This is a genomic window from Halopenitus salinus (assembly GCF_055397165.1).
This window is the reverse complement of record NZ_AP043852.1, coordinates 25,962-51,748: the sequence shown is the minus strand read 5'-3', so window position 1 is coordinate 51,748 and position 25,787 is coordinate 25,962. Positions and strand designations below refer to the sequence as shown.

The following is a 25,787-nucleotide window of genomic DNA, read 5'->3' as shown; positions in this document are numbered from 1 at the left end:
ATGAATAGCGCCGCAATCGACCTATCGAAGCCAGCTTGTAGGGTGGAGCCCTACGCTCACATCTGATTAATGTCGTCGATATCTCGCTTCCGGTCTGTCGCCTCGGCGATTGGTCTCACGTATGGGTCATACGTCGCGGGGGCTATCGTAATCCTTGCCGTCGCGACAGTCGTCGGGTTGTTCGGAGTCGACCTCGCATCGCGCCCAGCCCTCAGACTGGTTGTGAGTACGTTCTTCCTTCAAGGAGTGACGTTTGGGGGCATCGCCATTCTCTATCTCAAAGGCCGTGATCTCGGATTGGGATTCGTTCCAGTTCGTCTCCCTGGCAAACGTGATGGGGCGGTGATTGTTGGCGGGAGTATAGCGATTTTGGGGTTGCTCTTTGTGGCGTCCTCAGTAATCACAGCCCTCGGTCTGAACTCGGCTCAGAATCAGATCGTCGAGGTCGGGCGGCAAAATCCGAGTGTATTTCTTCTTCTGATCCCCCTCCAGTTCCTGTTGGTCGGCCCGGGAGAAGAACTGTTGTTCCGGGGCCTCGTACAGGGCACCCTACGTGAAAGTCTCCATCCGGCTCGGGCAATCATCCTCGCAAGCGCTCTGTTCGCATCGATCCATCTCTTCTCGTTGTCAGGGGAAGGCAAACTGGTGTACATCGGTATCGCATTCGTTCTGGCCCTCGTACTGGGAGCAGCATACGAGTACACGGACAATATCGCAGTACCGGCTGTGATTCACGGGACGTATAACGCGGTGCAGTTCGCAGGGGCTTATCTGACGGCGACGGGCGGATTCTGAAAAACTGACCACTTTGTCGCCTCAATTTTTGACTCCTAACGGCGACCAAGTATAGATGAGAAGCCGCCATCTCCATTCGCCTTGTGCCGAACATATCCACGCGCTGTCCCGTGAATTGGGACACCGCAGTCGCCCTATGTTTAGGCCACCCAAAATACCGAGTGTATTATGACCACACGTTTCGGCGCACCCGGAACCGGACTGTCTCGGCGTGAGTTTCTCGCGGCAACTGGCGCGACCGGCATCGCTTCGTTAGCAGGCTGTTCTGCGGGCGGAGCCAACGAGCCAGCAGCAACGAGCGATACGCCCACGCAGGCACAAACTGACTCGCCTAATCTCCCCTACACCAGCCCTCCAACAATCGTCAACGTCGACGAGCAGGGTGGCGAAGTGACGATGCGGACTCAGCAGGCCCGCCACGCGGTCCACCCGCTCGATACAATGGGTGGGCCCGTCGAATTCCCGCGCGTCTGGGCGTTCCAGGCCGACGACAACGACCCCAGCGTCCCAGGCCCAATTCTCAGAACGACCGAGGGTAACGCGATGGAGGTGACACTCGATAACACCGATGGCCGACGCCCCCACACGATTCACTTCCACGGAGTTCGCAAGACGTGGGAGAACGACGGCGTCCCGACGACGACCGGGATTCAGGTCCCGCCAGGGGAGACACACACCTATGAGATTCCCGCTAACGTCCCTGGAACGCATTTCTACCATTGTCACTTCCAGACCCACCGACATATCGACATGGGCATGTACGGGATCTACCGAGTCGATCCCGAAGGCTACGAACCGGCGGACCGCGAATACTTCATGACGATCAAGGACTGGGATTCGCGGGTTCCGCGGAAGTGGGCCGGTGAGGCGGACTTCACATACAATTCGGCCAGTCGCAATCCGGACGTATTCACCGTCAACGGGAAGAGCGCACCCCGGACGCTACACCCCGAAGAAGGGTCACCGATCATCGTCGACGAGGGCGACTCAGTTCGTATCCACCTCGTTAACGGTGGGTACATGTCGCACCCGATGCACATCCATAACCACCGCTTCCAGCGTGTCGAAAAGGACGGCGGGACGATTCCGGAGGCTGCCCGCCACGACATGGACGTCACGAACATTGCCCCTGCTGAACGACACACGATCGAATTTACTGCCGATGCAGACCCCGGTATCTATTTGATGCACTGCCACAAGGTCAACCACGTCATGAACGGCACGTTCTATCCCGGCGGGATGCTTACCGGCGTGGTCTATCGGTCCGTCATGGATACGGACATCTTCAACCAGCTTATGGAGTACGCCGGTTACTCCACGTAGAGACTCTCTACACGACGACCAGGACTGGGTCCAACTGAACGATAGGGGTTACCCGGCTCTGGTGGATTCCTGTTGCATGTATCGGAATAAATCTGAATCAACACAGCTGGGGGCTAGCATGGACCGCAACCCAGCGGACTTCGGCTACTGAGTCGGCCTATTATGGACTGGCGCGGAACTCGCCATGTTTCATTCCCAAGAAGAACGCGATGACCGAGAAGACAATCATCGAGGGTAGAACCATCATAAAGACCGTCGAGGAGGTCATCACGGTCGTGAGCGCAATCGCCGCGACAGCGACAATTACGACGAGGGGAGCCACCGAGCGCACAAAGTCGAATTCCATATGTACTGTTGTGACCGGATAGACAAAACCGTTAACAAAGTAGATTTGCTGGAAACCGGCACTGACACGGGGCGAGCGGAAGCCCACCCCTTCACAGTAGTTGATGAAGTGGATTATTTGATGTGTTTGACGCCCAATCACGCCGATTCTGAGAGTCGTGCACCCGGTCCACGGGGTCTTTCGATTCCATCGCCGAATTTGCCAGCACTAATCGCAGCCAAATCAGCAACTACTGTTCAGCCATGGGAGGACATCAAGACTGAGTAGAAGGTGAAAGAGAGAACTACTCATATTGGGAGATGATCTCCAAGATATCGACAAACGTCGCCAATACCGGATAGTCAACCTCCAGACCCTCATAGAGGTACGAACAGAGGTCAGTGTAGGCATCCACGTCTGCCGACTGATCGATTCGATGAGCGTGGATTTCCTCCTGCCGTTGCTGGATCCAACTCTTACATTCATCGTTCAACATGTGAAGCGTGTCGTATCGATCGGTCAGTTCAGTATCTGAGATTCCCTGTGATTCCGTAGAATCAAGTTCTACTATCGCCTCTCGGATCTCTTGACCTGTAGATTGTGCGTCTTTGAGCGTAGTGAATTCAGCCTTGAGCGCCTCCAGAAAGACCCGGCGGTTGTCAATACACTGCTGTGCGGCCTCGAGGAGTTGTTGTTTGATGAGCGGTGAGAACGTAGTCGCTTCCGAAATTAGAACCAGCACGTCGACACCGAATTCGGCACTGAGGCTCTCCTCGAACGAATCACCGTACACGTCGCTGTAGTGGCCGACCGCCATCACAGTATCATGATACCACGGCTCGATGGTATCACGAATCGACTTCTCTTCGGATGTAAGGTTCTGATCCACTCCAACAACGGACCGTTCGAACCGAGGAGTCTGTGTGTCAACGGTCTGAATACGCTGGTGAAACCGTTGGAATGCTCGACATTCGCGTTCGACCTCGCGTCGTTCTCGCCGAACACTATCGAGGGCAGCATCCGTGTATGTCGGCCACGAGCCTTGTGCGAGCGTCATCGACAGCGTGTGTCTCCGTACTGACGGTCCGAAGCACTGTCAGTGTCGACCATATGGTGTACAAGTGATTCTGGAGCGCACAGCTCGCAGGGTACGCGACCGCCTACCCGGAGAACGAGCTGTACGAGACGCTGCCTTGATCGACGATGGTCTGGCTTTCAGGAACGTCGCCGTCCGGCGGCATACTCCCCTCCGCGGGACCGCCGGGTTCGCCAACGACAATCCGACCAACCATCTCCAGGGACTTGTGCGGGATACAGAAATAATCGTACGTCCCCGTAGTCTCGAACGTATGCTCGTAGGTCGCACCCTTTTGGCTCAGCGTTTCACTATTGAACGCCTCCGCTCCCTCGGGGATCCGAGTTACTGAGGCCGAACTCGTGCCCTCTTTGTAAGCGGTTGCTGAGTGGCTCCCACTCTGGATTTCGAACGTGACTGTCTCACCTGATTCGACGAACAGCCCGATTGGATCGAAATAATACTCGCTCCCTTCGGTGACCATCATGACAGTATTCGAGTCGCCCGACCCACCAGCCGTCTCCTGCGTTGCGGTCGTGGTCGGCTCGTCGCCACCGTCCCCGTTCCCCGAACTGCTACATCCTGCGAGACCAGTTACGCCACCTGTTGCTAGGATTCCAGCTGTCTTGAGAACTTGTCGACGTTCCATACCGGGATATCAAAGCCCTCAGCATAAGGGGAAACGGCGGATTCCCAGTGAATAGGACACCGCCTGAATTTGAAGTACTGGGGCCACAAGTTCGAGATGCTCCGTTAGTGTAGCTCGGCCAATCATCTCGGCATCTCACGTCGCGGACCGAGGTTCAAATCCTCGACGGAGCATTCCCCATTCGTTCCATTGCTCTACTCAGAACCCTCACAGATGGCCACCGCACAAGAAGAAACCGAGGAACACATTTTAACCCGTTATGTCTCTGTAGAGATCTGTGCAATCACCAGCCCGTGTCTGATTGTTCTTGCCACCGCCACGGTCGTATACAGCTGGCCACCGGCTGTTCTCGGATGGTTTGTATCCGGCTTACTCGGACTTCTTGTCGCCGTAGCTTCCGGTCGGACATCAGCAATCAAGCCCAGTCTCGTCAAGTGGCCCCGGCCTGAGTCGAGAGGCGATTTAGCGGTGAATGCCATCGCGTACAACGGCGTCTTGATTATTAGCACCGTCCTCGGGCAAATCGTGTGGACAGCAGCGAATAGTCTCCTACTCGCTGCAGTGGTTGGAGCCGTTCTTCCGGTCTGGTTCCTCAAGCATATACAGTTCCTCGTATTTCTGGACAGCGAGTGAATTCACCGTGCCGGTCATACTTTCGGAGGAGGATATTTCCACACCCAGCATGATCCAACGACAGTCAAACCCAGGATATCAGGGGTGAATCAGTCAGGTAGAAGTGGCTCCCTGTCCAAGACAGAATAATGTCACCAGAAGAGCGTCAACCACGTGGGGCCCCCTCCCGTGGACAGACCTCTCGAATCGGATCTATTCGGCCACTCTCTGTACTTCTCGCAGCGATTGTTACGCTCACTCAGGTTCCCGTCGCGTCCGCCCACGGTACAACCGGAAGCGGTGGACTCTCGCAAGGACACGGTGTAATTATTGCTTTCGTTGGTGCCGTTATTCTCGGTGGATTCATCCTTCTCAAACGGACAGATCGGATCACGGAGACAACCGCTCTGTACGGCGTGTTCGCCGGTATCGCTATCACTGCACTCGGAGCTGTACTCTTCGAAGGGCTCTCCCCAGATCCGACATATACTGCGAGTTCGATGCCGTTCCCCCGAGCGTGGTATCAGCCACTGGCGCTGCTGAGTGGCTTGGGCATCATGGTCGCGAGCTTCGTCGTTGGGTGGCTCCGCTGGCCATCCCGACCACGGTACACGTTCCTCGGCATCCTCATGGGATTGTGGATCTCGTACCCCTACCTCCTTCCAGGACTGGCAAGCGATACGCATCCACTCGGGTACGCAATCGTCCTCGGCACGCCAATCCTGGTCGGTTATGTCGTCTGGAAGGACGCAGGGAGTGTCATCCGCGCAGTCATGCGTGATCCAGTTGCGCGTCGCTTCGGCATCGGCGTCGGTGTCGTGTTAGCACTCTTTTTCGTCTCTATAACAGGATACCTCTCGTTTTTCCCCGAGGAGGGCTTCCCCGAAGAGGTGACGGTCGTCGTTCTACCCGCAATCTATCAGCTAGTATCGTGGCCGACGCTCGAAATCGCGATTCCGCATCTCCCGTTCATACATATCCCGTTCTTCCTAGCCCTGTCACCCGGCCAGGTCATCGTCGTCGGGATGCTGAGCGCACTCATCGGATTGAACGCCGCGCTCATCGCCCGGCACTGGCGCGTCGAGGAACGAGCCGGCATGACCGAAGGGACCGCCGGAAGTGCTGCAATCGTCGGGACGTGTACCTGTGGGTGCTGTGGGCCACTCGTTGCGAAGATCGCGGTACTTGCTGCCGGGCCATCGATTGCCGCCCCTCTCTACTGGGTCTTCGTCGATTCGGCCTCGCCGCTCAGTGCAGTATTCATCGTTGGAAGCTTCGTCCTCTTCACCGGAAGTCTGATCTACTCGGTCCAAGCAGCCCGACAGCCCGATCAATCGGCTGCCATCATCCCGGCCGACTGAGGTAAGGTATCTACCGTGATCTCACGGTACCAAGGGGGACAAATGTCTCAATATATGAAGGGGAAACGTCGTCAGTACGTGTTTTTGGTACTGGCAGCGGTACTGATCGTTGTCGGTACCCTCGCGACCGGCTTCCTCCTGTCGACCCCGTTCTACCAGATCTTCTCTGGAGCTATCATCGTCGCGGGCTTTGCGGTCGGGTACGCGGGCCTCAGTGTCTTCGAACTTCTCAACTGAAGCGATAGGAACCGACTCCACCCGGTTACAGCAGGTATCTGCCGCTTCGCGGGGTTAGAGCCGCTACTCGGTAAGCAGGTCTCGAAACGAATTCGCCGCGAGGAGACCGCCGGTCGCCACGACCGCTCCCATCGCAAACACCGGATTCAGCAACCCCGTCGCCGCAAGGGGCATCGTGATCCTATTGTAGAGCAGCGCTAGCCCGTTGTTCTGTTTGACACGCCGACGAGCTGCATCTGCGAGGTCGAACGTCGTCCCCACCGCTGCGAGATCGTCATCGACGATAGAAATATCCGCGGCATCGGACGCGAGTGCCGTTCCACCACCGAGCGAGATTCCCAGGTCTGCGGTCGCAAGAGCCGGTGCATCGTTCGTTCCATCACCAACCATCGTAACCTGTCCCCGGGACTGTAACCGCCGGATCGTCGCGGTCTTGCCTGCCGGCGGGACCCCCGCAAAAACGTGATCGACGGCAGGATGACTGTCGAGAAAGTCAGTGGCAGCCTCGTCATCACCGGTCAGAACGACGATCTCGATATCACGGTCATTCAGATGCGTGAGTGTGTCATCCCAACCCACCCGTGGTTCGTCGCCCACGACGATGACGCCCTCTGCATGACCGTCACGACCGACGACGACCGGAAGGTGACCGGCCGTTCGTGCCTCTGCGGCACGCGTCTCGATCCGCTCGCTAACCGACCACCCCAGTTCCGCGAAGAGATCGAGATTCCCGACGAGAACGCGCGTGTCCTCGACGACTCCTTCGACGCCGGTCGCGTGGCTCGTGAATTCAGTGATGTCCGCTGCGTACTCGTGGTCACTGCCATCGGCAACCCCCCCATCGGCTCTTGAGCGATCGCCCTCCTGATTCCTTTGTGCAAACGTATTCACGATTGCGTCGGCCGCTGGGTGGGATGCTCGCTGTTCGAGGGCCGCGACGATTGCAAGCAGATCCGACGGTGCATCCGCCTCGAGGACATCCATCTGGCCGGTCGTGAGCGTCCCCGTCTTGTCGAAGACGACGACGTCGACGTCCCGAAGGCGCTCGAAGACGGTCTCGTCGAAGATGACGATGCCCCGCTCTACCGCTTGTTCGATACTGGTTGCCACCGAGAGCGGGGTTGCCAGGCCAAGTGCCCACGGACACCCCACCAAGAGAACTATCAGCGCCGTCAGGACGGCGACGGGAATGCCAGCCCCCACCAGAAGCGACCCCAATCCAGCGAGTACCGCCCCACCGACAACGACCGGGATGATGACTGACGCGAGCCTATCGGCCTGCCGCTGGACACCGTGATCCCCACTCTGGAGATTCCAGACAGAGGTGATGAGGCGATCGATACTACTGGTTGTCTCATCGCTCACCGTGAGGACAGCAGCCCCATTTGTGACGATCGCCCCGCCGACGACCTCGTCCCCAGCTTGTTTCGATACCGGTAGCGACTCGCCCGTCACGATCGCTTCATCGACCGTGCACTCACCCTCAGCGAGAACACCATCGACTGGGATGCGTTCGCCCTCACGGACGAGAACCCGTTCCCCGGGTTCAAGACCGTGTACGTCGACCATCGTCGTCGTCCCATCGGCGCCATACCGCCTGGCTTCGGTGACGTGGGAGATAGTGAGATTAGTCAGGCGATCCATCGCTCGCTGCTTGCTCAGTGATTCGTAGAAGATGGCAGCCACCACACTCGCGGCAACCACGATCGTGAGATCGTAGAAAACGTCGATCCGACCGAGGAGAAAGGCGATCGTACTGTACACGTAGGCACTCACGATGGGGAGTGCGACAAGCAGGTCCGTGTTCGGCTGTCGCATCTTCAGACTGACATATGCACCCTGTAACAGCGGCAGGCCGGTGAACACGAGGACGACACCCGTCAGAACGAGAAAGAGCGGCAGGATCAACAGGCCATCTCCACCGCCGATCCCGGACGCACTCGCGTACATATCGAGCGTCCCCTCACCAAAGAACGACGAGAGCTGCGCCGGATAGAGGAGGACCGCATACGGGAGGAGCATGAACGTCCCGAAAATGACACCAGCAGCGTAACGAAATCCCAGCACCTCGTCAATCCCTCGTTCATTCTGCTCGTCCGACCGGCGCGACTGCCCGATTATAGTCGGTGCGTCATCGCTCCCTCCAGCACGGAGGGTTGCCGAATAGCCGAGTGTACTCAGGGTATCACAGAGAGTCTCCTTCGAGACGCGGTCAGGGTCGTATGTGATACGGATCGTCTCGGTGACGTAACTCGCCGCGGCGTCAGTGACGCCCTCGCAGCCTTCAGCAACCGATTCCAGAAACGCTTCACACGTCGCACAGTGCATTCCGTCGACCTGGAAGAAGGCTCGTTCCTCAGTCCCCGTTGGACGCGGATCTGCCTCGCGTTCGCCCGCTCTAATTCCGGATTCATGTATAGTGCCGTCTGTCGGGGCCATCTGACTGTGAACCCCATCGCTACCGAGCCCCCGATGGACGTTTCGACAACCATCACAGCAGAAGACGATGTCGTCCTCAGCCACGACTCGATCGTCGGGGACAGCCCTACCACAAAGCGCGCACGGGGGAGATAGTGATTGAGATGAAGACACAATTGATTACCACCTGCTGACAGCGGGCCGATCACAGACACGGAGCCTCAACGGCGACCTCAGCCGAAAGGACATTACCGGAGATACAGATGCCTCGATATTAAACGCTATTCGGTGACGAGTATACTCGTAGATACCCTTGGTCCGAATCTCCGCCTTTGAGGACCAGAGAGAACATATGCCACCCCTCAAAAATTGGAAACAGACGGATGCACGATCTGACTGGGTTTCAGCGGGACATCTTGTACGTAACTGCTGGGCTCGAGGAACCACACGGGCTCGCAATCAAGGCCGAACTCGACGACTACTACGAACAGGAGATCAATCATGGGCGGCTCTATCCGAACCTCGACGACCTCGTCGACAAAGGACTGCTCGAGAAGGGTGAACTCGACAAACGAACGAACGTGTACACGGTCACACAACGCGGGGTGCGGGAAATCAAGGCGCGACGTGAGTGGGAAAGCCAATATTTAGAGGACGTGAACGCACCCACGACGTCGTAGAACCAGGCAAGTAGAACTCAGTATAAAAGCGGGACTGCTTTACCCACTTCCCACGAATACACAGTTAGATGGCTCGGCTCGTTTTCTATCACCACCCACAGGCCGAGAATTTCTCACTCAAATATAGCTCGGCATCGGTAGCAGAAATTCGTTCTCAGCGGGAGCGATCCGACGAGTCGACAAAGCTCATCGGGTATCCCTTCGAAACACCGGTCTATGTGCTCTACGAAGGCGATTCAGAGATCGAATTAGCCCAAGACATCAACTTCGATCAGGAATGGCTGAGCGACCGTATTCGTGACCTCCCCCGTGCTGGACAAGTTGTCGCATTCCGATTAGTGGAATTGCTCGAAGCCGCTGTCGATGCTCGCGAAGAGGATGAGTTTCGACTCTACAAGGAGTTCGAACCACAAAAGATCCAGCAGGGACTTGATCACGTATCCTGGGGAGCACCACTCCCGACCGTCGCTGGAGAGGTGATGTCGAATTTGATTCTCCGACATTCCCTCCCGAATGCGAATCATCGAACTGGCATCGCGATGCTTCAGTTCTGTATTGAGAGTGTGGATCCGGATTTTGAGATGTCACGAACACACGTCGACGACGATACCTGGCGAGAGTGGGTCAATCCCTACATCGTCGATTCCAAGCGGCTCATCACGGTCCGACGGAACAACCTCCGTTTCAAGCAACTCGAAGACCTGAACGTCGACCTCGTCGAACGGAAAGACGGAATCCAAATCCGATTAGCCGAGTTCGAGCTGGATATGCACTGGCGAGAAGCCCTTTCGAAGTACGCTGAGCAGCATGAATCCCACTGTACGGACTTCGCGCAGGCAGTTCTCGAACGTGCAGAACGGGACGATCTGCTCGACCGTCAACGACCCACGAAACAAGAGTTCATCACGTATCTGGAGGACGGACTCGTCGAACGTGACTTCAGAGAAATGTTCTGATCAGTCGCGAAGCTCGGCGACCGACTGACCGACCTCACGGACGTGTTCACTTCGCTCAAGATCAAGTTCTTCAGCGAGGTAGTCGACCGTCTCTTCGAGGCTCATACCGAAAAGAAGTCCGTCAAGCAGTATAAACCTAGTGCTGGAGCAGCCAAATAGCTGATCAGGAGAAGTGTCTTTTTACGCCGTACGACTTATCCTTCTGGTAATGAGTGAGGAAGAAGACGAGGAACCGAGTAGTGAAGCTGATTTTGAGGAGTTGATGGAGGCGATTCAGGAGGAGCGCCAGGAGCGTCAGGAGCAGGTATCGTTTGAGTGGGTAGAGACGGTTCGTGAGGCCGGCGAATTATGGCGTAATGTAGGAGATATAGAAACGGTTGCTGAGGAGACTGACTTGTCTGTGGAGACGACGAAGGAGGCACTCACGGTTTACCGATTGATCTTCGAGGATCCCTCGGATGTGGCGACGAAGGCGTCGAGGCCATCACGAGCGTACTTTTCTCTGGAACAAGAGTTGAAGGAGGAGTTCGACGAGGGGAATGACGATGAGCCAGTTGAAGATCTGCTTCGAGAGTATGTCGGTGCGCTGTACTTGGACCACGATATTGAGGATTTGTCAGTAGGTGAGCCACCAGAGGAGGAGACGCCGCCGCTACCCTTTGACTGGGAAGGATTGAATCTGGATATGAGTGAGCTAGTTCCGAGTGTTGAAATCCCGGCTTCCACGATTGCTGCGGTGGCTAATATTCCGGACATCCACGATACGGTTCTTCAGAATCAGACTTCTCTTTTAGCTGGCGTGGTGGGTTCAGATCTGTTTCGAACGGAAAAAATGGTGGCAAGTGCCCTCCAGCCGATTATTGCTCAGCAGGAGATGGCACTCGCACGGAGTTTGGCTCCATTGACTGCGGTCATTGAGGAACAGCAAAATATGATTGCTCGATCAGCTGCTTTGATGCTATCTGATGTGATTGCAGATATCCGGGTTCCTCAGTCTGTATTGGCTGATTTAGCGGCAATTCAACCGTCCGTAAGTGCGGCAGCTGCGGCCAGTGGCTATCCGTCTTCCCAGTTTGAGAGGTCGGTTGTTGATCCGACGTCGACGACAAGTGTAGACGCCGAGCCGTTGGAGGCTACTGCCGAGGTGGTTCCGGAGGCGGGCCCTGCTGAGACTACTGTGGATGCTACTCTGCCGGATGCAGGTAGTTTCTCTTTTGAGTTGGCGTTGGAGGTACCGACTCAGATTACGTATTTCATTTTAGCAGGTTCTGAGACCAGAGAGTGGTTTAATGAGCAACCTACAAATTACCAGCGGGCAGTTATTGGAGGGATAGCGGGGTATATTGCTTACTCGATGACGTCGAAGTGGGGTGCTGCAGGGTACGCTGCCGCGGTTCTGACTCCGTTGATCCGGCAGATGCTCAAAAACGAATAGTCCTCAATTGGTCATCTACCCTGTCTTCTTGAAAACGTATTGTGTTGAGAGCGCGCCTACAATTATGTAAGACTATCAATCTCTTCTAGTGCTTCAGTTGCGACGTCGCCGAGTTCACCAGCTTCAATATGTGAGTACCGCTCTCTCACCATCTCCTCAGAGTTGTCTAAATACCGGGCAGCGACGGTGTAACCAAACGCACGAACAAGAACCTCACCCATCCCGCGGCGACCACCGTGGGGGGCAAGATATTCGTGTTTTGGATGGTCGATGTCGATCTCTGCGGTCTCCGAGAGTCGCTGAAGAATCGACCGTGCTCCATCCGTTGTGATCGACGGCGGCCGAACGTCCTCGTCGAGAGCCAACAATAGGTCGCGAGCGTACTCCTCACGTCGCTCATCGATTGCATCCGGGTGTTCCCCTTGGTCAGCCAGCTCGTCCCGCACGAGCCCTGCGAGCGTCCGTTGGTCGAACGTCGGAAACACCGGCCAGCGCTCCGTCGGTGGGTCCATCAGCCTTCGATAGCTCCGCAGCGGCGAGATCACCGGGTCAGGGAGACTCGCGGCATCCCACTGCTGTTTCTTCCGGTAAACGTCCATACTCCCGTCGTCGAGCGAGAGGTCCTCCCAGCGGACGCCGCGCCGGCGCGGATCGTTCGGATCCCGAAGGAGTTCCCCGACGCGGACAGCTGTGTACGCGAGGACGAACACCAGAGCCCGGTCACGAGCCGCCTTCAACGCCGCGTAGTGCGCTCGCTGCTTGTCGACGGGATCAGTATCCTCCGGGAGTGTCGTGTACGCCTCAACGGCGTCGCGGGCACGTTCGTCGACGTTCTGGGTAAGCGCGTGGCGCTGCTCGGACGTCCAAGCCTGCTGGTCACCGGGCTTGCGGCCGTCGTCCTCCGGCAGCGGCGCCATCGCACTCGCCCGCTGCGCGTAGTGCGCTTCGAGATATCCCTCGTTGACACACCACCCGCACCACGCAGAGATATAGCGGTAATAGGTTTGTACCGTATTCTGTTTGAGTCCTCGATCTCCACCGAGATGCCGGGCGTACTCCCGGAAGACGCGTTCGTCGAGATCGACGAAGGTCGGCTCGCGGTCGAGGTCGTCGGGGACGATCCCGGTCCAGCCGTCGGCGCCGCGGTGGCCGGCGGCCCACTCGGCGAACCGCTCGAGCTCGCGTGCAGCGTTACGCCGATAGTTCCCGCCGTCGCCACCGCGGCCTTTCCCCTTGTCCTGGAGGTAGCGCTCGAAGGAACTCGCGAGTGACTGATCGGTGCGTTCTCGGGGTGTCATGGTTCCTCGTTCGCGTACTGGTAAGTCGGACGAGCATCCTCGAGGAGTGCTTCGACGATTTTCCAGAGGATCAGGGAAGGAGTCTCGTGTTCAAATGTGATCCCCCAGCGGTCCTCCGTATCAGCAGCTGAGTACTGGAAATGCGCCTGTCCGAGATCGGGATGGTCTTCGTCCTGGTGCCAGCCGGCGTGAAAGCCCGTGTTCGGGTCGGTGTAGTTGATACGGAACCAATCGTGTGGGTCCTGTCGATACCACTTGACGGTCAGTTCCGGCGAATCAGGGCCCGTTGGGGGATCAAGGCGGGCTGGATCAAAAACCGCCCGCAGCTGCTTGGCCTCGATATCGTCAGGTACGAACTCGACCGCCGAAATCTGTGGCACACGGTCAAGGACGTCTCGCTTCAGCTGGGCGTAGAGGTTCGCGTTCGGATCACCACCTGGATGCGGGACCGACATCCGTTAGCTGCTGGCCTCAGCAGGCTCTGTCGTCGGCGCGAGAAAGTCCCATTCGCGGATGGCGAAGCCGACGATCTGGATACGCCGTTGAAGGTGCTCCCACTCGCGGGCGATTTCACGGCGCCGATCTTCCTCATCAGCGTCCAGAGCCTCGTCAGCGAGCGTCCCGCGAAGCTGGTTCGGTGACTCGACGCCGAATTCGTCCTCCCAGTCGCGGATCTGCGTCTTCATATCGGCGAGACGATCCGTGAGTTCCTCGACAGTGTGTCCGCTGTCCCGGAGGCGCATCGCCTCTTGCATCGCCTGACGACGGTAATCGGGGTAGTACGTGGTGTGAGTACCGCTGTCGTCGCGATGGAGGATGCCATCGTCAACGAGCCGTTCGAGGACGCGTTTCGTCGGCTCGTGTGACCAGCCCGCTTCGGAAGCGATCCAGTTGGCTGTCCGCGGCTCCGACAACTGCCGGGCGGTCATCCGCACGCGGTCTTCACCCGTGGTCTGGCGTTCCATCAGGCCCTCGGAGTTCGATTCGTCTTCGGTCATACAACATCGTTCGGGCTTTGTCTTAATATAGGTTGAGGTCATTCGTTCTATACCGAAAGTACTCCTTCGCCTATCGCTTCGACCTCAGCTGAGGAGAGCCAGAGCAAACTCGAACCCGGTCTCAGTGGCGCTACCCCGGAGGAAGCGCCGTCGTGAGGCGGTTGCAGCATTCGTGCTTCACCGACGGCGTCGGGGTACTTCAAAGTGGTCGTGATTACGGGCATAATCAAGACCAATGTGCAAAATAGATCGATCGATGGAATTCAGGGAATACGAGCCCCAGAGAGCCGATTCTCACACGATAGAACAGGCATATACCGTATTATGCTATACAGAATTTTCCTGTGCATCCACCCACAGTCTCGGAGGATGAGCTGGTTTTGGGTTGAATCGCCATCTATCCATGGTCATTCTCACCACTCAAGGGCCGTTTTTGAATCTCTGAGTTTGAACTACCGGACAAGCGTACGAAATTGTATGGATTTTAGCGCTCCTGAATAGAGTTGCCACTTCCGAACGGCAGACTCAGCGAGAGCTCAGCGGGTTAGTCGTGTGGAATCAATGCTGAGGCAACGAGCTCAACACACTCACCCGCAGTCAACACGGGTGCGTAGTCCATCTCACCGTCGACGCCTGCTTTCAGCAGGAAGTCGGTGAGCCGCCAGATATTGTACAAGAGGACCGCGAACACGAAGTAGAACAAGCGAACGCGGTAGTCTTTCGAGGAGGTCTTCGCGAGAAAGTCACCTTTGATCGATCTGTACTCGCTCTCGATCTGCCACCGACGGCTGTAGCGCCGACAGAACGCCTCGGCCTCATCGGGCCCCACTCGGAGATTCGTCGCGAAGACGGCTGTCCCCTCCCCACTCGTCGACGGCACGTACAGGAGCCGCATTGGATGCGATCCGGATTCCACATGGATAGAAGCCGACTCAACAGCCACCTCTTGGTCGTCTCCCTCCATTTGTTCGAGTACATCCCGTTCGGAGGTGGAGACCCGCTTGGGTATGAGGTAGTTCACATCGAGGTTTGAGAGTGTCTGGAACACCTGTATCGAGTCGAACTCCCGATCACACAGCACTGTCTCGATTGGAACATACTCTTTCGCTCGTCGAACGAGCCGTCGCACAGTCCGATGGATCTGATTCGACGGGTTCTCATCCCACTCAGAGCTCTCTCGAACCGGTTCCACGGCGAGAACGAGCGGGATATTCTGTCCGATGATCGAGAGCGTTGCGAATTTGAAGGCTCGACTGTCTCTGTCTTTGGTCCCGCTGACCATCGGCATCTCCTCGGTATCCCCGTAGTAGGGAATGGCGGTGATATCGATCGCGGCAGTGACTGACCGGCGGAACGATGCTTCTGAGGCGATCACGGAGAGCAAGCGGTCCGTTGTCTCATTGAAGCCGTTTATGAGCTCGTCAGGTTCGAACTGCTTGACGGTGCGGAGGTGGGTGTCGCCATGCGGTCCGTACTCTTCGCCACGACGATATTGGAAGCGAGTCGCCCCCTGTGAGGTTCCGCACCGAACCATCCCCATGAACGTCTGTAGCTCGAAAAATTGTGTGTCCTCGTACGAGGCGTTCGACGCCCGATCCGAGTCGAAGTGTCTATAGGCGTGATCACGTGCGAGGCGCGTCGTCTGGATGATCTTCTCCTGTGAGAAGGATTCGTCTTCTACTGATTCTGCGGCTTCCTCAGTATCCTCGACGATCTCTGCCTTTGGCCGAACCTCGGGCGCTGAGATGTTACGATCGTGGACCTCTTTGACAACGAATTGGGCGGCAGCGTGGACGTATTCGTGGATCGCGTCGTCGAATCGGTTCCGCCATGCCCACGAGAACGCCGATTCGTCGGGCACTCGGCTGAAGCCGAGGATAGTCGCTACTTCCGGTTGGCGGGTGAGTAGTCGAGTGAAGTTGGCGTATGAGTCACCCGTTATCTCCATGAACACGAACGAGAGCACCATCGCGCGAAACGAGAGTGACGCAGGATGCCACGCTGGATACTCGTCTTCGATCGCGTCTATCGAGTGATCGAGGTTCTCGAACGCAGTGACGAGATCGGTTTCTTTGAACTCGTCACGGATGGTGATCCCTAGCTGGTACGCTTCGCACAGAGTGCATTCAAAAATTTTCACTAGAAGGTGAATCGTCAGAGGTGCTCATACAATATACTGAGGAAGGTTACAAATCAACGCTTTGAGTGGAAACGTTGAGTAGAACACGAATTTGCAGCTAGATTGAAATACCATTCAAGTGATATATGCTGGCTTGATTGTGGTCAATACCTTACAGTGTTACCTGAGAAGAGCACCCAGGTAAAGCACAAAGAGAGCCAGAACAACGGAATTGGCTCTGTTGAAATCCTCTGAGATTTACATTTTCGTCCTGTAATTCCACGAAATGAAGGCTCTCCCGAAGTCGCAGATTCTCCGGTTTACTGAGAAAGCGATCCATCTGGCCCGGCGAGCAGTCTCTCGATACTCCTCGAAGCTCTCCAAACACCGCTATACACCCTCTTAACACGTTGTTCTGTTGTGTCTCAAAGTTCGGAAGAACACAACTTATCGTGGCCTGCTTGACGAACTGATCGGGATGCCACGTATTCGTCGTGTTCTCGGGGTAGCCGAACTTCCTACTCCATCTACGCTCTGTAAGGCATTCAATCGACTTGATATGACCGTATGGCGTATCATATTGATTCTCTCAGCGACCCTACTTCCGGCAAGCGTCATCGGAATTGATGCGTCAGGATTCGACCGCAGTCACGCTTCGAAACACTACACGAAACGAGGCAGAACTCACGATTCAGCAGCTCAAAGTAACACTGCTGGTCGATACGAAAGTGAACGCAATCCTCAATCTCCACGTGACGACGACACGGAAACACGATAGCCAGATCGCCCCGTCGTTGATCAAGCGCAACCCCGAGAGTATTGACGTTCTGCTCGGTGACAAAGGCTACGACGACCAGAAAATCAGACGACTTGCCCGTCAACGCGAGGTTCGGCCACTGATCAAGCATCGTGAGTACACATCGCTCCATAAGGCATGGAACGCGCGGTTAGACGCTGAACTCTACGGCTAGCGAGGTCAATCCGAGACGGTCAACTCTACGCTCAAGTAAAAATATGGTGCGTTCGTCCGCTCACGATACTGGTGGAAACAGTTCCGGGAACTTACCATCGCCTGTCTCATTCATAATGTAGACCGATCACTCTGAGCAGTCAATACAGGTGAAGTATCACTCACGATTGAGTCGTCTGTTCTATCTCATCGAAGAACGCCTCAACACGGCTCGGATTTTATCACAAAATGCTCGATAGGAAGATAGAGTCTCGCCAGCAGATGCCTCTGACTCCCATTGATGCACTTCTCCATCCCACCCATCCGGACGGAACTGTTCGAGAGAGCACCCTATCGTGACAACATAGTCGGCGTCCTCAATATCGGCTGGCGTGATTTCTCGCGGTATTCGGTCGCTGATGTCGATGTCAGATTCTTTCATCACTTTGACAACCTCGTCATGGACGCTGTCGAATGGATTGACGCCCCCCGTTACAATTTCAACATCCATCCCTCGCTCATCTCGTTCACGTTCTACGAATTCCGTTGCCATCTGGCTCCGTCCAGCGTTCCCTACACAGACGAATGCGAGTTTCAGACTCCTATGTTACAGTCGTAGCGGCAAGAGTATGAGGGCTTAATCGCCTTGTATTCTGTCAGAAAGCACAATAGGCGTAGGGCGCTCCGGTAGAAGCCAAGACGGAACCACTCTTGTAAGAACGACCATTCCGGTCAGTTCGATAAGCGTCTGCGTCACGACAACGGCCGGAGCCAACTCATAGCCTGCCGGGAGCGCCAGCGCTAAAGGGAGAACAACCAACGAGTTCCGGGTGACTGAGGTGAAAACGAGCGCGCGACCCTCGCCAACGTCCATCCGGAACAGCCCGGCAGCCAGCCGCCCGAGTAACGGCATAATGACGAGAAACGCGACATATATCGGAACGGCTACCACAATCTGACCGATTGAATCCTGTACGCGGGGGAGCTGCGAGGCGATGACGACGAACAACGTTACACCCATCATCGGGACGGGCAACCAGCCCATCGTCGCTTGCCACGACTCGCCGCTTGGAGACCGTTCCGCCCATACTTCGGTGAGCCACGCGAGCGCAAGTGGAAGTGCGATGATTATCAGGAACGCCTCGATGAAGGGGCCGGCTTCGATAACCTCCGCAACCTCTGTTCCCATAAACAGCCAGAGATACACCGGAAGTAACAGGAGTTGTACCAGCATCAAGGCTGGCGTCGCCGCCGTTACCTGCTCGGCGTTGCCGCCGGCAAGATCGGTGAAGGTGATGACATAGTCGATACACGGCGTCAAGAGAACCATTAACACACCGACGAGAGCGACCGGATCGGTCGGGAGAAACCGAGTGAGTCCCCACACGATGACGGGAACAACGAGGAAGTTCATCCCGAGCGCGGCCGCTAAGAAACGCCCGCCGGAACCGAACGAACGGAATTTCGAGAAACGTTACGTACAGTCCACCTACGTAACAAACTGCAGTGGCGCGCGCTGTCGCGCCCTCGTGGCGCGACGACACTGTGCGAGGGATGACTGAGTGAGTGGAACGAACGAAGGAATCGGTTGGGGAGGGGTGTGGCTGTAGTGCTGCGGCGGTCTGACCTGGTGGGCTGAACGGGCGAGGCGCGCCTCGCGGGATCTGCGGCGGCCCTATCCGAGTGGAACGAGGATATCCGCCACAGATCCCGCCGAGCGGGCCGAGGGCGTTCAGGTCTCATAATCGCTCTCAGTACTACAATCCACTTTGATCCACCAGCAGACACCCAAAGTTGCCCGTGCTACTAGCAACTCTTATCGATCGGTTGTTTCAGACGAGAACTTATCTGAAGAAGAGGATTTCAACAGAACCACGGAATTCAATAGGGCGATCAACCGATTACTCCGCCGACATCTACCTCAATTTTGGCTGTGGTTGCTGGCTGGACACAATCAATAATTATCACTTCAAGTAAGACGGACGCAGTAAATTATAAAGTTAGCATTATCTAATTATTTCTCAATGCTGAGCGCGATCATGGAAGACTATCTTAAAGCGATCTATTATCTCCAGAACGAAGCGGACGACCGGGTACGAACCTCGGTGCTCGCTGAGTATATGGATGTAGAGCAACCGACGGTTACCAGTATGATGAAAAAGTTATCAGAGCGTGATTTCGTGCTGTACGAACCCTACAAGGGAGTTGAGCTCACTGATACTGGAGTTCCCATTGCTCTCGAAATTATTCGCCATCACCGACTGTTAGAACGATATCTGACGGACCACCTCGAGTATGATTGGGCAGAGGTACACGACGAAGCAGATCGCCTCGAACACCACATCAGCAGTAAGTTTGCCGACCGGATTGCAGAGCAGCTAGGACAACCAGCGGTTGACCCGCATGGCGACCCAATTCCCACCGCGGATCTGGATATATCGGGAGCAAAGGATGGTGAACGTCTTGTTGATCATCAAGTGGGTGACAGCGTTCAGATCGTACGGGTTCCGGACACCGATCCAGATCTCCTCCGGTACCTGTCCAAACATGGGATTCTCCCCGGAACTGTCGTAGATGTTGTCGAGATTGCGCCATTCGGAATGGTCACACTTGACCCTGATAGCGGAGATGATCCGGTTGCGCTACCCGAAGAAGTCGCATGTTCCATATCCACCCAATCTCTCACACAGAGTTCTCACTGAGAAGCTCGGAAGTTTGCTAGTATATTTTTAGTTTAGACTTGCTCAAAGTTTAGATAGATCTAATTTATATATTGGGCTAATCCACTATCACATATGGGTATCCGAATAGTCAACCCGTCGAGGAGATCATGCCCTCGATAGATTACGAGAGTGCGGCAGATGTCACCAAACGACTCGAACAGCGTTTGGTTGAATCACTCTCTGGTGAAACGAGCGTCAGTCGTCGCACGGTACTCGGCAGTCTTGGTGTCGCGGGAAGTGCTGCCGTTGGACTCGGGAGTTCACGTGCAAGTGCGTCACTCGACCACGAGGGCGATGATACACACGGTAACTTCGGTGCGGTGGGCGAATACCGAGATTTGGACTTCGATCCGCACGAGTTTCTCGCCGCGTTCAATACCGGAGACAGCGGGCAGGATAACGTGCCGCAGCAAGTCTACGAGGAGGATGGTCGAACCGTACGGGAGTTCGAATTCACCGCGGTCGACACAACGATCACCATCGCTCCGGGCGTCGAGTTCCAAGCGTGGGCGTTCAACGGTCAGGTTCCGGGGCCCACGATCCGTGCCGTTGAGGGCGACCTAATCCGCGTTAAATTCACGAACCTGGGTCGGCACGCACATACGATTCATCCGCATCTGAAGAATCTCAACCCGCGAATGGACGGAATCCCCCAAAACGGGCCTGGTGTCCTTGAAACGGGTGAATCATTCACCTACGAGTGGATCGCCCAGCCCGCCGGTACGCACTTCTATCACTGCCACTCGCTCCCGCTGAAAGAACACATCCACCGGGGACTCTACGGCACGATCATCGTCGATCCAGACCCCGAACGGGTCAGGGAGAATCCACGCGACTACGTCAATTACCCCGGCCCGATTACCGACGACATGCGGACGCGGTTCGTCGAAGAGGCGAAGAGCCGGAACCACGAGTACGCCGAAAACGGCGCCGTCAACGAGATGGTCATGGTGATGAACTCGTTCGACACCAACTTCGACGGCGGGAACGAGGTCTACGCGGCGAACACACGGGCGTTCGCATACGGGGTCGGTAGTACCGACGGCACCGGCAACTGGACGGCGGGCGAGACGAAGCGTCCCATCCAGATCGACAAGAACGAACGGCAACGCGTGTATCTCTCCAATGCGACTGAGTTCGACCTCATCAACTCGTTCCACACGCACTCGCAGTTCTTCGATTACTATGACCACGGGACTACGCTGACACCGACGCGCAAGACCGTGGACACGATCATGCAGACGCAGGCGCAACGCGGTATCATCGAACTCGACTACTCAGATCACGAACCCGGGCTGTACATGTTCCACGCCCATCAGTCCGAGTTCGCCGAACTCGGCTGGATGAGCTTCTTTGAGGTGGTCTAATATGGCGAATAAGACACAAAACCCGACGCCAGACGGTGGTGTATCTACTGAAAACGAGGTCACACAGCCGCTCGGACTACCGCGATGGGTCAGCGCGATACTCCCGGTCGTGTTGCTCGTACTCGTCTTGGGTGTGTTCGCGTTTACGTCACCACTCGCGAGTATTCAGAGCCAGAGTGGTGAACCGCTTCCCGACGTGACGATCACGCACACGACGCTTCCGAGCGACGAAACGGTCGTGTTACACGTAACGAACAACGGGCCCGATTCCGTGACGATAGCACAGGTCCTCGTCGATGAGGCCTACTGGAATTTTCAGGTCGAAGGAGCTGGTGGCGACCAAACGCTCGCTCCGATGGAAAGCGCACAGATCGTGATCCCGTATCACTGGAATCCGGGATGGGATCTCAACGTCGCCCTCGTACTCTCTGACGGGGCGACATTCGAGAATACGATCGTCGCTCCGAGTCAGGCACCCGGATTCAGCCTCAGCCTGCTCTGGACGCTTGCAGTCATCGGGCTGTTCGTCGGTGTGATCCCAGTCGCATTAGGAATGCTGTGGTTCCCCTACATCAAGACGATGAGCGATCGGTGGCTGCACGCCGTGCTCTTGTTCGCGGCCGGCGTCCTCGGTTTCTTGGCGTTCGACGCCGGGTTCGAGGCGTTCGAACTCGCTCAACGAGTTCCGGGCGCGTACGAGGGCGACCTTTTGGTCGTCTTCGGGATCCTCGGCGCGCTCACTCTCGTTCAGGCAATCAGCGCGTGGCGCAAAGGCCGTGTCGCCGCCGGTGACAGTCGGGCGAGTAACGGTCTCTGGATCGCATATCTGGTTGCGATCGGAATCGGCCTACACAACCTCGCGGAAGGGCTGGCGATCGGGAGTTCGTTCGCACTCGGGCGTGTGTCGCTCGGCGCGTTCCTCGTGATCGGGTTCATGCTCCACAACGTGACGGAAGGCCCGGCCGTCGTTGCACCGGTCGCCCGCGGAGAGCGTCCGTCGTTCAAGCACTTCGCCGCGCTCGGCGTCATCGCCGGTGCCCCCGTCATCCTCGGCGGGTGGATCGGTAGTCTCGCGTACTCTCCGACGATCGGAGCCTTCTTCCTCGCGATCGGGGTTGGTGCGATCCTACAGGTCAACTGGGAGATCGCGGGAATGGTTCGGGATGCAGGCGGTCGCGTGGCTAGCGCCACGAACCTGCTCGCGTTCCTGCTCGGCCTCGGCGTGATGTACGTGACCGACTTCTTCGTGGCGCTCTGAGAGGTACCATCCATCTCTGTTCCAATGGCACTCAAATCCTACAATCGACGGACGGTATTGCGACTCAGTACTGCCGCCTTGGCGACGCTCAGCACCGCCGGATGTTTGAACGGACAGTCACCGTCGACCCTGACCGTCACGATGCCCGACGATCACACGTTCGAGCCGAAGACTGCGACGATCGAAACCGGAGGGACAGTGACGTGGACGAACGAGAGCGACGTCCAGCACACGGTCACAGCGTATGAAGACGAAATTCCTGCCGAGGCCGTATACTTCGCAAGTGGTGGCTTCGAGTCAGAGCGTGCTGCGAGGAACCGGGTTACTGAGGGACTCATCGCCCCGGGAGAGAACTACGAGCACACGTTTGATCAACCCGGAACGTACGGGTACTGTTGTATTCCGCATGAAAGTTCTGGAATGGTCGGGACAGTTCGAGTGAGATGATCTGACAGGAATGTTAATAATCTAATCCATAGTATTTATTAATATTTAACATAATATGGACCAGATATCGCAGTAGAGTTAATAAATCTGTAGCGGCAAGCGGTGAGTAATGACCTCACCTGACGACGATTCCCACGACAAACGTGGCGAACCACCGAACCGAACCCACACGCACGAAGAGGGATCTCAGCATCGTCACGAGTCTATTCAGCATACAAAGGGTGTCGATGACACCCCACCACCACACGGACAAGGGGATGTTACACAGTTCTCAGTTCCGGAGATGGACTGTCCCTCGTGTGCAGGGAAAGTTGAGAACAGCGTCGAAAAACTGGACGGGATCAACAGTCTCGACCCGCAAGTGACGACGGGAACGTTGACAGTCTCATACGACCGCGAGCAAACCAGCGCTACCGAGATAGCGGATCGGGTCGAAAAAGCTGGATACACCGTCGAAGACGTCGACGAAATAACGACGAAATTCACGGTGCCCGAGATGGACTGCCCCTCGTGTGCGGGGAAGATCGAAAAGTCACTCGGCAAAGCTGGAGTCACAGCATATGAGACCCAGCCAACGACCGGAACCGTCGTTGTCACGTACGATTCTTCGGAAACCAGAGAAGCCGAGATAATCTGTGCTATCGAACGTGCTGGATACGAGGTTACAGACAGTTCGAGCGACGAGTCCGAAGGTCAGAACGCGACCGAGGAACGCGAGAGCATCTGGGTGAGTCCGCGGGCACTCAAGACGTGGATCAGCGGTGGATTCGTTGCCCTCGGTCTGCTCCTTGAATTCTTCCTCACTGGGCAGAACGTACAGATTGCGAGCCTTCTCGGCACGGAGCTTTTGATTGCTGACGGACTGTTCCTTGTCGCCGTCGCCTTCGGGGGCCAAGAGATCCTTCGCAACGGATACTACTCAGCGCGGAATTTGAACCTCGATATCGACTTCCTGATGTCGGTAGCTATCCTCGGGGCGTTGATCGCGAGCCTCGCATTCGGTGAAGCGCTTTACTTCGAAGCCGCCACTCTCGCGTTCCTGTTCAGCATCGCCGAGCTGCTGGAACGGTACTCGATGGATCGCGCCCGGAATTCGCTCCGGGAGTTGATGGACCTCTCGCCGGACGAAGCGACCGTCAAGCGAGACAGTAGTACGGAGACGGTTCCCGTCGACGAGGTCGCTGTCGGTGACGTCGTCGTCGTGAAGCCGGGCGAGAAGATCCCGCTAGACGGGACCGTCGTCGACGGTGAAAGCGCGGTCAATCAGGCGCCCATCACGGGGGAAAGCGTGCCCGTCGACAAGACGATGGGAGACGAGGTGTACGCCGGCACGATCAACGAAGAGGGGTATCTCGAAGTGGAGGTTACCTCCGAAGCCGGCGATAACACGCTCTCGCGTATCGTGGAGATGGTCGAAGACGCTCAATCGAACAAGACCGAGCGCGAGCAGTTCGTCGAGCGCTTCTCGACGTACTACACGCCGGTCGTCGTCGCTTTCGCCATCCTGACGACAGTGGGGAGCCCGTACGTCCTTGGAACCACGTGGCCCACGGCCGTCGTCTACGGGCTGACGTTACTGGTACTGGCCTGTCCGTGTGCGTTTGTCATCTCAACGCCCGTCTCTGTGGTATCTGGTATCACGAGCGCCGCGAAGAATGGGGTCCTGATCAAGGGCGGTAACCATCTCGAAGCGATGGGCGCCGTCGACGTCGTCGCCTTCGACAAGACGGGGACGCTCACGAAAGGTGAACTAACTGTCACTGACGTCGTTCCACTGAACGAAAATTCCGAAGAAGATGTCCTCCGATGTGCGCGTGGGCTCGAACAGCGGAGCGAACATCCCATCGGCGAGGCAATCGTCGCTGAAGCCGGTAGTATGGGGGTCGAAAAGCGCAATATCGATGACTTCGAAAGCATCACCGGAAAGGGAGTGCGTGCCGATCTCGGCGGCACGCCGCACTTCGCCGGGAAGCCGGGTCTGTTCGAGGAGTTAGGCTTCGATCTCTCACACGTCCATGCGACGACCGACGGGGGTGTCGTCAGGCAGACTGCCCGGCAGATCTGTGATCGGAACAACTGCCTCGATCTGCTCGAAGAGACAGTTCCGAAGCTTCAGTCGGAAGGGAAGACGGTCGTCCTCGTCGGCACAGAAGACGAACTTGAGGGTATCGTCGCCGTGGCCGACGAGATCCGTCCCGAAGCAGCGCGAACGATCGCTCGGCTCAGGGATCTCGGCGTCTCACGGACGGTCATGCTGACCGGCGACAACGAGCGAACTGCTCGCGCGATCGCTGATCAAGTCGGAGTCGACGAGTACCGGGCAGAACTGCTCCCAGACGAGAAAGTGGCTGCCGTCAAGGAGCTCATTGAGGAACACGAGGGCGTCGCGATGGTCGGTGATGGCATCAACGACGCTCCAGCGCTCGCGACGGCAACGGTGGGTATTGCGATGGGCGCAGCCGGAACGGACACCGCGTTGGAGACGGCCGACATCGCACTAATGGGTGACGACCTCGCGAAGCTCCCGTACCTCTACGAGCTTGCGAACGACGCAAACGGCGTCATCCGGCAAAACATCTGGGCCAGCCTCGGTGTCAAGGCCGGACTCGCACTTGCGGTCCCGTTCGGGTACGTTCCCATCTGGCTCGCCGTCCTCGCCGGCGACGCGGGAATGACGATGGCCGTGACCGGGAACGCGATGCGACTCTCTCACGTCGAACCGGAGACAGAGAACAACTGACGCTTGAGAGTCGTAATACCGG

The 25,787-nt window shown here is 56.7% G+C and carries 22 protein-coding genes, 1 tRNA gene and 2 pseudogenes; 15 read left to right on the top strand and 10 right to left on the bottom strand.

The window, feature by feature from the left end; translation table 11 throughout:
- Positions 1-69: 69 nt before the first annotated feature.
- Positions 70-795 carry a CPBP family intramembrane glutamic endopeptidase gene (locus tag ACZ5YD_RS00235; protein WP_379739553.1) on the top strand — a complete coding sequence of 242 codons (726 nt, stop codon included), beginning with the start codon at positions 70-72 and terminating at the stop codon, positions 793-795.
- A gap of 168 nt (positions 796-963) precedes the next feature.
- The gene (locus ACZ5YD_RS00230; RefSeq protein ID WP_379739557.1) at positions 964-2,118 is read left to right on the top strand and encodes a multicopper oxidase domain-containing protein; all 1,155 of its coding nucleotides are present in this window, start codon (positions 964-966) and stop codon (positions 2,116-2,118) included.
- A 160-nt stretch (positions 2,119-2,278) separates the two neighbouring features.
- Here ACZ5YD_RS00230 and ACZ5YD_RS00225 read toward each other — a convergent pair whose 3' ends face one another.
- The 3 genes from ACZ5YD_RS00225 to ACZ5YD_RS00215 form a co-directional block, all read right to left on the bottom strand.
- Positions 2,279-2,464 (bottom strand): DUF7333 family protein, encoded by a 186-nt coding sequence (locus ACZ5YD_RS00225; RefSeq protein WP_159670581.1) that lies wholly within the window; start codon positions 2,462-2,464, stop codon positions 2,279-2,281.
- A 283-nt stretch (positions 2,465-2,747) separates the two neighbouring features.
- Positions 2,748-3,500, bottom strand: coding sequence for a DUF7260 family protein (locus tag ACZ5YD_RS00220; RefSeq protein ID WP_379739561.1), 753 nt, complete (start codon positions 3,498-3,500; stop codon positions 2,748-2,750).
- A gap of 103 nt (positions 3,501-3,603) precedes the next feature.
- Entirely contained in the window at positions 3,604-4,167 is a 564-nt protein-coding gene (locus tag ACZ5YD_RS00215) for a plastocyanin/azurin family copper-binding protein (RefSeq protein ID WP_379739564.1), read from the bottom strand.
- A gap of 98 nt (positions 4,168-4,265) precedes the next feature.
- Between ACZ5YD_RS00215 and ACZ5YD_RS00210 the strand changes: the two genes are divergently transcribed.
- The 4 genes from ACZ5YD_RS00210 (at position 4,266) to ACZ5YD_RS00195 (ending at position 6,377) form a co-directional block, all read left to right on the top strand.
- Positions 4,266-4,340, top strand: a tRNA-Glu gene (locus ACZ5YD_RS00210).
- A gap of 40 nt (positions 4,341-4,380) precedes the next feature.
- The gene (locus ACZ5YD_RS00205; RefSeq protein ID WP_379739567.1) at positions 4,381-4,800 is read left to right on the top strand and encodes a hypothetical protein; all 420 of its coding nucleotides are present in this window, start codon (positions 4,381-4,383) and stop codon (positions 4,798-4,800) included.
- Positions 4,801-4,928: 128 nt separating this feature from the next.
- Positions 4,929-6,140: a hypothetical protein gene (locus ACZ5YD_RS00200; protein WP_379739570.1), complete on the top strand. Its 1,212-nt coding sequence runs from the start codon at positions 4,929-4,931 to the stop codon at positions 6,138-6,140.
- A gap of 54 nt (positions 6,141-6,194) precedes the next feature.
- Positions 6,195-6,377, top strand: a complete 183-nt coding sequence (locus tag ACZ5YD_RS00195) for a hypothetical protein (RefSeq protein ID WP_201289634.1) — start codon at positions 6,195-6,197, stop codon at positions 6,375-6,377.
- A 63-nt stretch (positions 6,378-6,440) separates the two neighbouring features.
- Here ACZ5YD_RS00195 and ACZ5YD_RS00190 read toward each other — a convergent pair whose 3' ends face one another.
- Positions 6,441-8,816, bottom strand: coding sequence for a heavy metal translocating P-type ATPase (locus ACZ5YD_RS00190; protein WP_379739938.1), 2,376 nt, complete (start codon positions 8,814-8,816; stop codon positions 6,441-6,443).
- Positions 8,817-9,178: 362 nt separating this feature from the next.
- On the opposite strand from ACZ5YD_RS00190, the gene ACZ5YD_RS00185 reads away from it, so the two are divergent.
- The 3 genes from ACZ5YD_RS00185 to ACZ5YD_RS00175 all read left to right on the top strand — a co-directional run bounded on the left by ACZ5YD_RS00185 (position 9,179) and on the right by ACZ5YD_RS00175 (position 11,866).
- On the top strand, positions 9,179-9,475 hold the full coding sequence (locus ACZ5YD_RS00185; protein WP_379739572.1) for a PadR family transcriptional regulator: 297 nt from the start codon (positions 9,179-9,181) through the stop codon (positions 9,473-9,475).
- 68 nt (positions 9,476-9,543) lie between these two features.
- Positions 9,544-10,431 carry a DUF8172 family protein gene (locus tag ACZ5YD_RS00180; protein ID WP_379739574.1) on the top strand — a complete coding sequence of 296 codons (888 nt, stop codon included), beginning with the start codon at positions 9,544-9,546 and terminating at the stop codon, positions 10,429-10,431.
- Between the two features lie 208 nt (positions 10,432-10,639).
- The gene (locus ACZ5YD_RS00175) at positions 10,640-11,866 is read left to right on the top strand and encodes a hypothetical protein (protein ID WP_379739577.1); all 1,227 of its coding nucleotides are present in this window, start codon (positions 10,640-10,642) and stop codon (positions 11,864-11,866) included.
- Positions 11,867-11,928: 62 nt separating this feature from the next.
- Here ACZ5YD_RS00175 and ACZ5YD_RS00170 read toward each other — a convergent pair whose 3' ends face one another.
- The 4 genes from ACZ5YD_RS00170 to ACZ5YD_RS00155 form a co-directional block, all read right to left on the bottom strand.
- Positions 11,929-13,164, bottom strand: a complete 1,236-nt coding sequence (locus ACZ5YD_RS00170) for a phage integrase SAM-like domain-containing protein (protein ID WP_379739580.1) — start codon at positions 13,162-13,164, stop codon at positions 11,929-11,931.
- A complete protein-coding gene (locus ACZ5YD_RS00165; RefSeq protein WP_379739583.1) occupies positions 13,161-13,619 on the bottom strand; it encodes a hypothetical protein in 459 nt (152 codons plus the stop codon). Before ACZ5YD_RS00165 ends, ACZ5YD_RS00170 begins: the two co-directional genes overlap by 4 nt.
- Before the next feature lie 3 nt (positions 13,620-13,622).
- Positions 13,623-14,204 (bottom strand): DUF7342 family protein, encoded by a 582-nt coding sequence (locus ACZ5YD_RS00160; protein WP_379739586.1) that lies wholly within the window; start codon positions 14,202-14,204, stop codon positions 13,623-13,625.
- A gap of 502 nt (positions 14,205-14,706) precedes the next feature.
- Positions 14,707-16,302 (bottom strand): transposase, encoded by a 1,596-nt coding sequence (locus ACZ5YD_RS00155; RefSeq protein ID WP_464384445.1) that lies wholly within the window; start codon positions 16,300-16,302, stop codon positions 14,707-14,709.
- Between the two features lie 265 nt (positions 16,303-16,567).
- Between ACZ5YD_RS00155 and ACZ5YD_RS00150 the strand changes: the two are divergent.
- A pseudogene (locus ACZ5YD_RS00150) lies at positions 16,568-17,387 on the top strand (IS5 family transposase).
- Positions 17,388-17,432: 45 nt separating this feature from the next.
- Here the strand turns inward: ACZ5YD_RS00150 and ACZ5YD_RS00145 are convergent.
- Both ACZ5YD_RS00145 and ACZ5YD_RS00140 read right to left on the bottom strand, forming a co-directional pair.
- On the bottom strand, positions 17,433-17,783 hold the full coding sequence (locus tag ACZ5YD_RS00145) for an arsenate reductase/protein-tyrosine-phosphatase family protein (protein ID WP_379739589.1): 351 nt from the start codon (positions 17,781-17,783) through the stop codon (positions 17,433-17,435).
- 84 nt (positions 17,784-17,867) lie between these two features.
- Positions 17,868-18,714, bottom strand: a pseudogene (locus ACZ5YD_RS00140) (arsenic resistance protein); the annotation flags it as partial.
- Between the two features lie 540 nt (positions 18,715-19,254).
- Between ACZ5YD_RS00140 and ACZ5YD_RS00135 the strand changes: the two are divergent.
- The 5 genes from ACZ5YD_RS00135 to ACZ5YD_RS00115 all read left to right on the top strand — a co-directional run bounded on the left by ACZ5YD_RS00135 (position 19,255) and on the right by ACZ5YD_RS00115 (position 25,765).
- On the top strand, positions 19,255-19,932 hold the full coding sequence (locus tag ACZ5YD_RS00135) for a metal-dependent transcriptional regulator (RefSeq protein WP_379739592.1): 678 nt from the start codon (positions 19,255-19,257) through the stop codon (positions 19,930-19,932).
- A gap of 128 nt (positions 19,933-20,060) precedes the next feature.
- Positions 20,061-21,320 (top strand): multicopper oxidase domain-containing protein, encoded by a 1,260-nt coding sequence (locus tag ACZ5YD_RS00130; protein WP_379739595.1) that lies wholly within the window; start codon positions 20,061-20,063, stop codon positions 21,318-21,320.
- 1 nt (position 21,321) lies between these two features.
- A complete protein-coding gene (locus ACZ5YD_RS00125) occupies positions 21,322-22,578 on the top strand; it encodes a ZIP family metal transporter (RefSeq protein ID WP_379739598.1) in 1,257 nt (418 codons plus the stop codon).
- A 141-nt stretch (positions 22,579-22,719) separates the two neighbouring features.
- Positions 22,720-23,025: a cupredoxin domain-containing protein gene (locus tag ACZ5YD_RS00120; protein ID WP_379739601.1), complete on the top strand. Its 306-nt coding sequence runs from the start codon at positions 22,720-22,722 to the stop codon at positions 23,023-23,025.
- A 109-nt stretch (positions 23,026-23,134) separates the two neighbouring features.
- Entirely contained in the window at positions 23,135-25,765 is a 2,631-nt protein-coding gene (locus ACZ5YD_RS00115) for a heavy metal translocating P-type ATPase (protein ID WP_379739604.1), read from the top strand.
- The last annotated feature ends 22 nt before the right edge of the window (positions 25,766-25,787 follow it).

What these genes read in the sequence shown, in the direction of transcription:
- ACZ5YD_RS00235 (WP_379739553.1), top strand. Translation starts at nt 70, where the DNA reads ATGTCGTCGATATCTCGCTTCCGGTCTGTCGCCTCGGCGATTGGTCTC.
- ACZ5YD_RS00230 (WP_379739557.1), top strand. Translation starts at nt 964, where the DNA reads ATGACCACACGTTTCGGCGCACCCGGAACCGGACTGTCTCGGCGTGAG.
- ACZ5YD_RS00225 (WP_159670581.1), bottom strand. Translation starts at nt 2,464, where the DNA reads ATGGAATTCGACTTTGTGCGCTCGGTGGCTCCCCTCGTCGTAATTGTC.
- ACZ5YD_RS00220 (WP_379739561.1), bottom strand. Translation starts at nt 3,500, where the DNA reads ATGACGCTCGCACAAGGCTCGTGGCCGACATACACGGATGCTGCCCTC.
- ACZ5YD_RS00215 (WP_379739564.1), bottom strand. Translation starts at nt 4,167, where the DNA reads ATGGAACGTCGACAAGTTCTCAAGACAGCTGGAATCCTAGCAACAGGT.
- ACZ5YD_RS00205 (WP_379739567.1), top strand. Translation starts at nt 4,381, where the DNA reads ATGGCCACCGCACAAGAAGAAACCGAGGAACACATTTTAACCCGTTAT.
- ACZ5YD_RS00200 (WP_379739570.1), top strand. Translation starts at nt 4,929, where the DNA reads ATGTCACCAGAAGAGCGTCAACCACGTGGGGCCCCCTCCCGTGGACAG.
- ACZ5YD_RS00195 (WP_201289634.1), top strand. Translation starts at nt 6,195, where the DNA reads ATGAAGGGGAAACGTCGTCAGTACGTGTTTTTGGTACTGGCAGCGGTA.
- ACZ5YD_RS00190 (WP_379739938.1), bottom strand. Translation starts at nt 8,816, where the DNA reads ATGGCCCCGACAGACGGCACTATACATGAATCCGGAATTAGAGCGGGC.
- ACZ5YD_RS00185 (WP_379739572.1), top strand. Translation starts at nt 9,179, where the DNA reads ATGCACGATCTGACTGGGTTTCAGCGGGACATCTTGTACGTAACTGCT.
- ACZ5YD_RS00180 (WP_379739574.1), top strand. Translation starts at nt 9,544, where the DNA reads ATGGCTCGGCTCGTTTTCTATCACCACCCACAGGCCGAGAATTTCTCA.
- ACZ5YD_RS00175 (WP_379739577.1), top strand. Translation starts at nt 10,640, where the DNA reads ATGAGTGAGGAAGAAGACGAGGAACCGAGTAGTGAAGCTGATTTTGAG.
- ACZ5YD_RS00170 (WP_379739580.1), bottom strand. Translation starts at nt 13,164, where the DNA reads ATGACACCCCGAGAACGCACCGATCAGTCACTCGCGAGTTCCTTCGAG.
- ACZ5YD_RS00165 (WP_379739583.1), bottom strand. Translation starts at nt 13,619, where the DNA reads ATGTCGGTCCCGCATCCAGGTGGTGATCCGAACGCGAACCTCTACGCC.
- ACZ5YD_RS00160 (WP_379739586.1), bottom strand. Translation starts at nt 14,204, where the DNA reads ATGACCTCAACCTATATTAAGACAAAGCCCGAACGATGTTGTATGACC.
- ACZ5YD_RS00145 (WP_379739589.1), bottom strand. Translation starts at nt 17,783, where the DNA reads ATGGCAACGGAATTCGTAGAACGTGAACGAGATGAGCGAGGGATGGAT.
- ACZ5YD_RS00135 (WP_379739592.1), top strand. Translation starts at nt 19,255, where the DNA reads ATGCTGAGCGCGATCATGGAAGACTATCTTAAAGCGATCTATTATCTC.
- ACZ5YD_RS00130 (WP_379739595.1), top strand. Translation starts at nt 20,061, where the DNA reads ATGCCCTCGATAGATTACGAGAGTGCGGCAGATGTCACCAAACGACTC.
- ACZ5YD_RS00125 (WP_379739598.1), top strand. Translation starts at nt 21,322, where the DNA reads ATGGCGAATAAGACACAAAACCCGACGCCAGACGGTGGTGTATCTACT.
- ACZ5YD_RS00120 (WP_379739601.1), top strand. Translation starts at nt 22,720, where the DNA reads ATGCCCGACGATCACACGTTCGAGCCGAAGACTGCGACGATCGAAACC.
- ACZ5YD_RS00115 (WP_379739604.1), top strand. Translation starts at nt 23,135, where the DNA reads ATGACCTCACCTGACGACGATTCCCACGACAAACGTGGCGAACCACCG.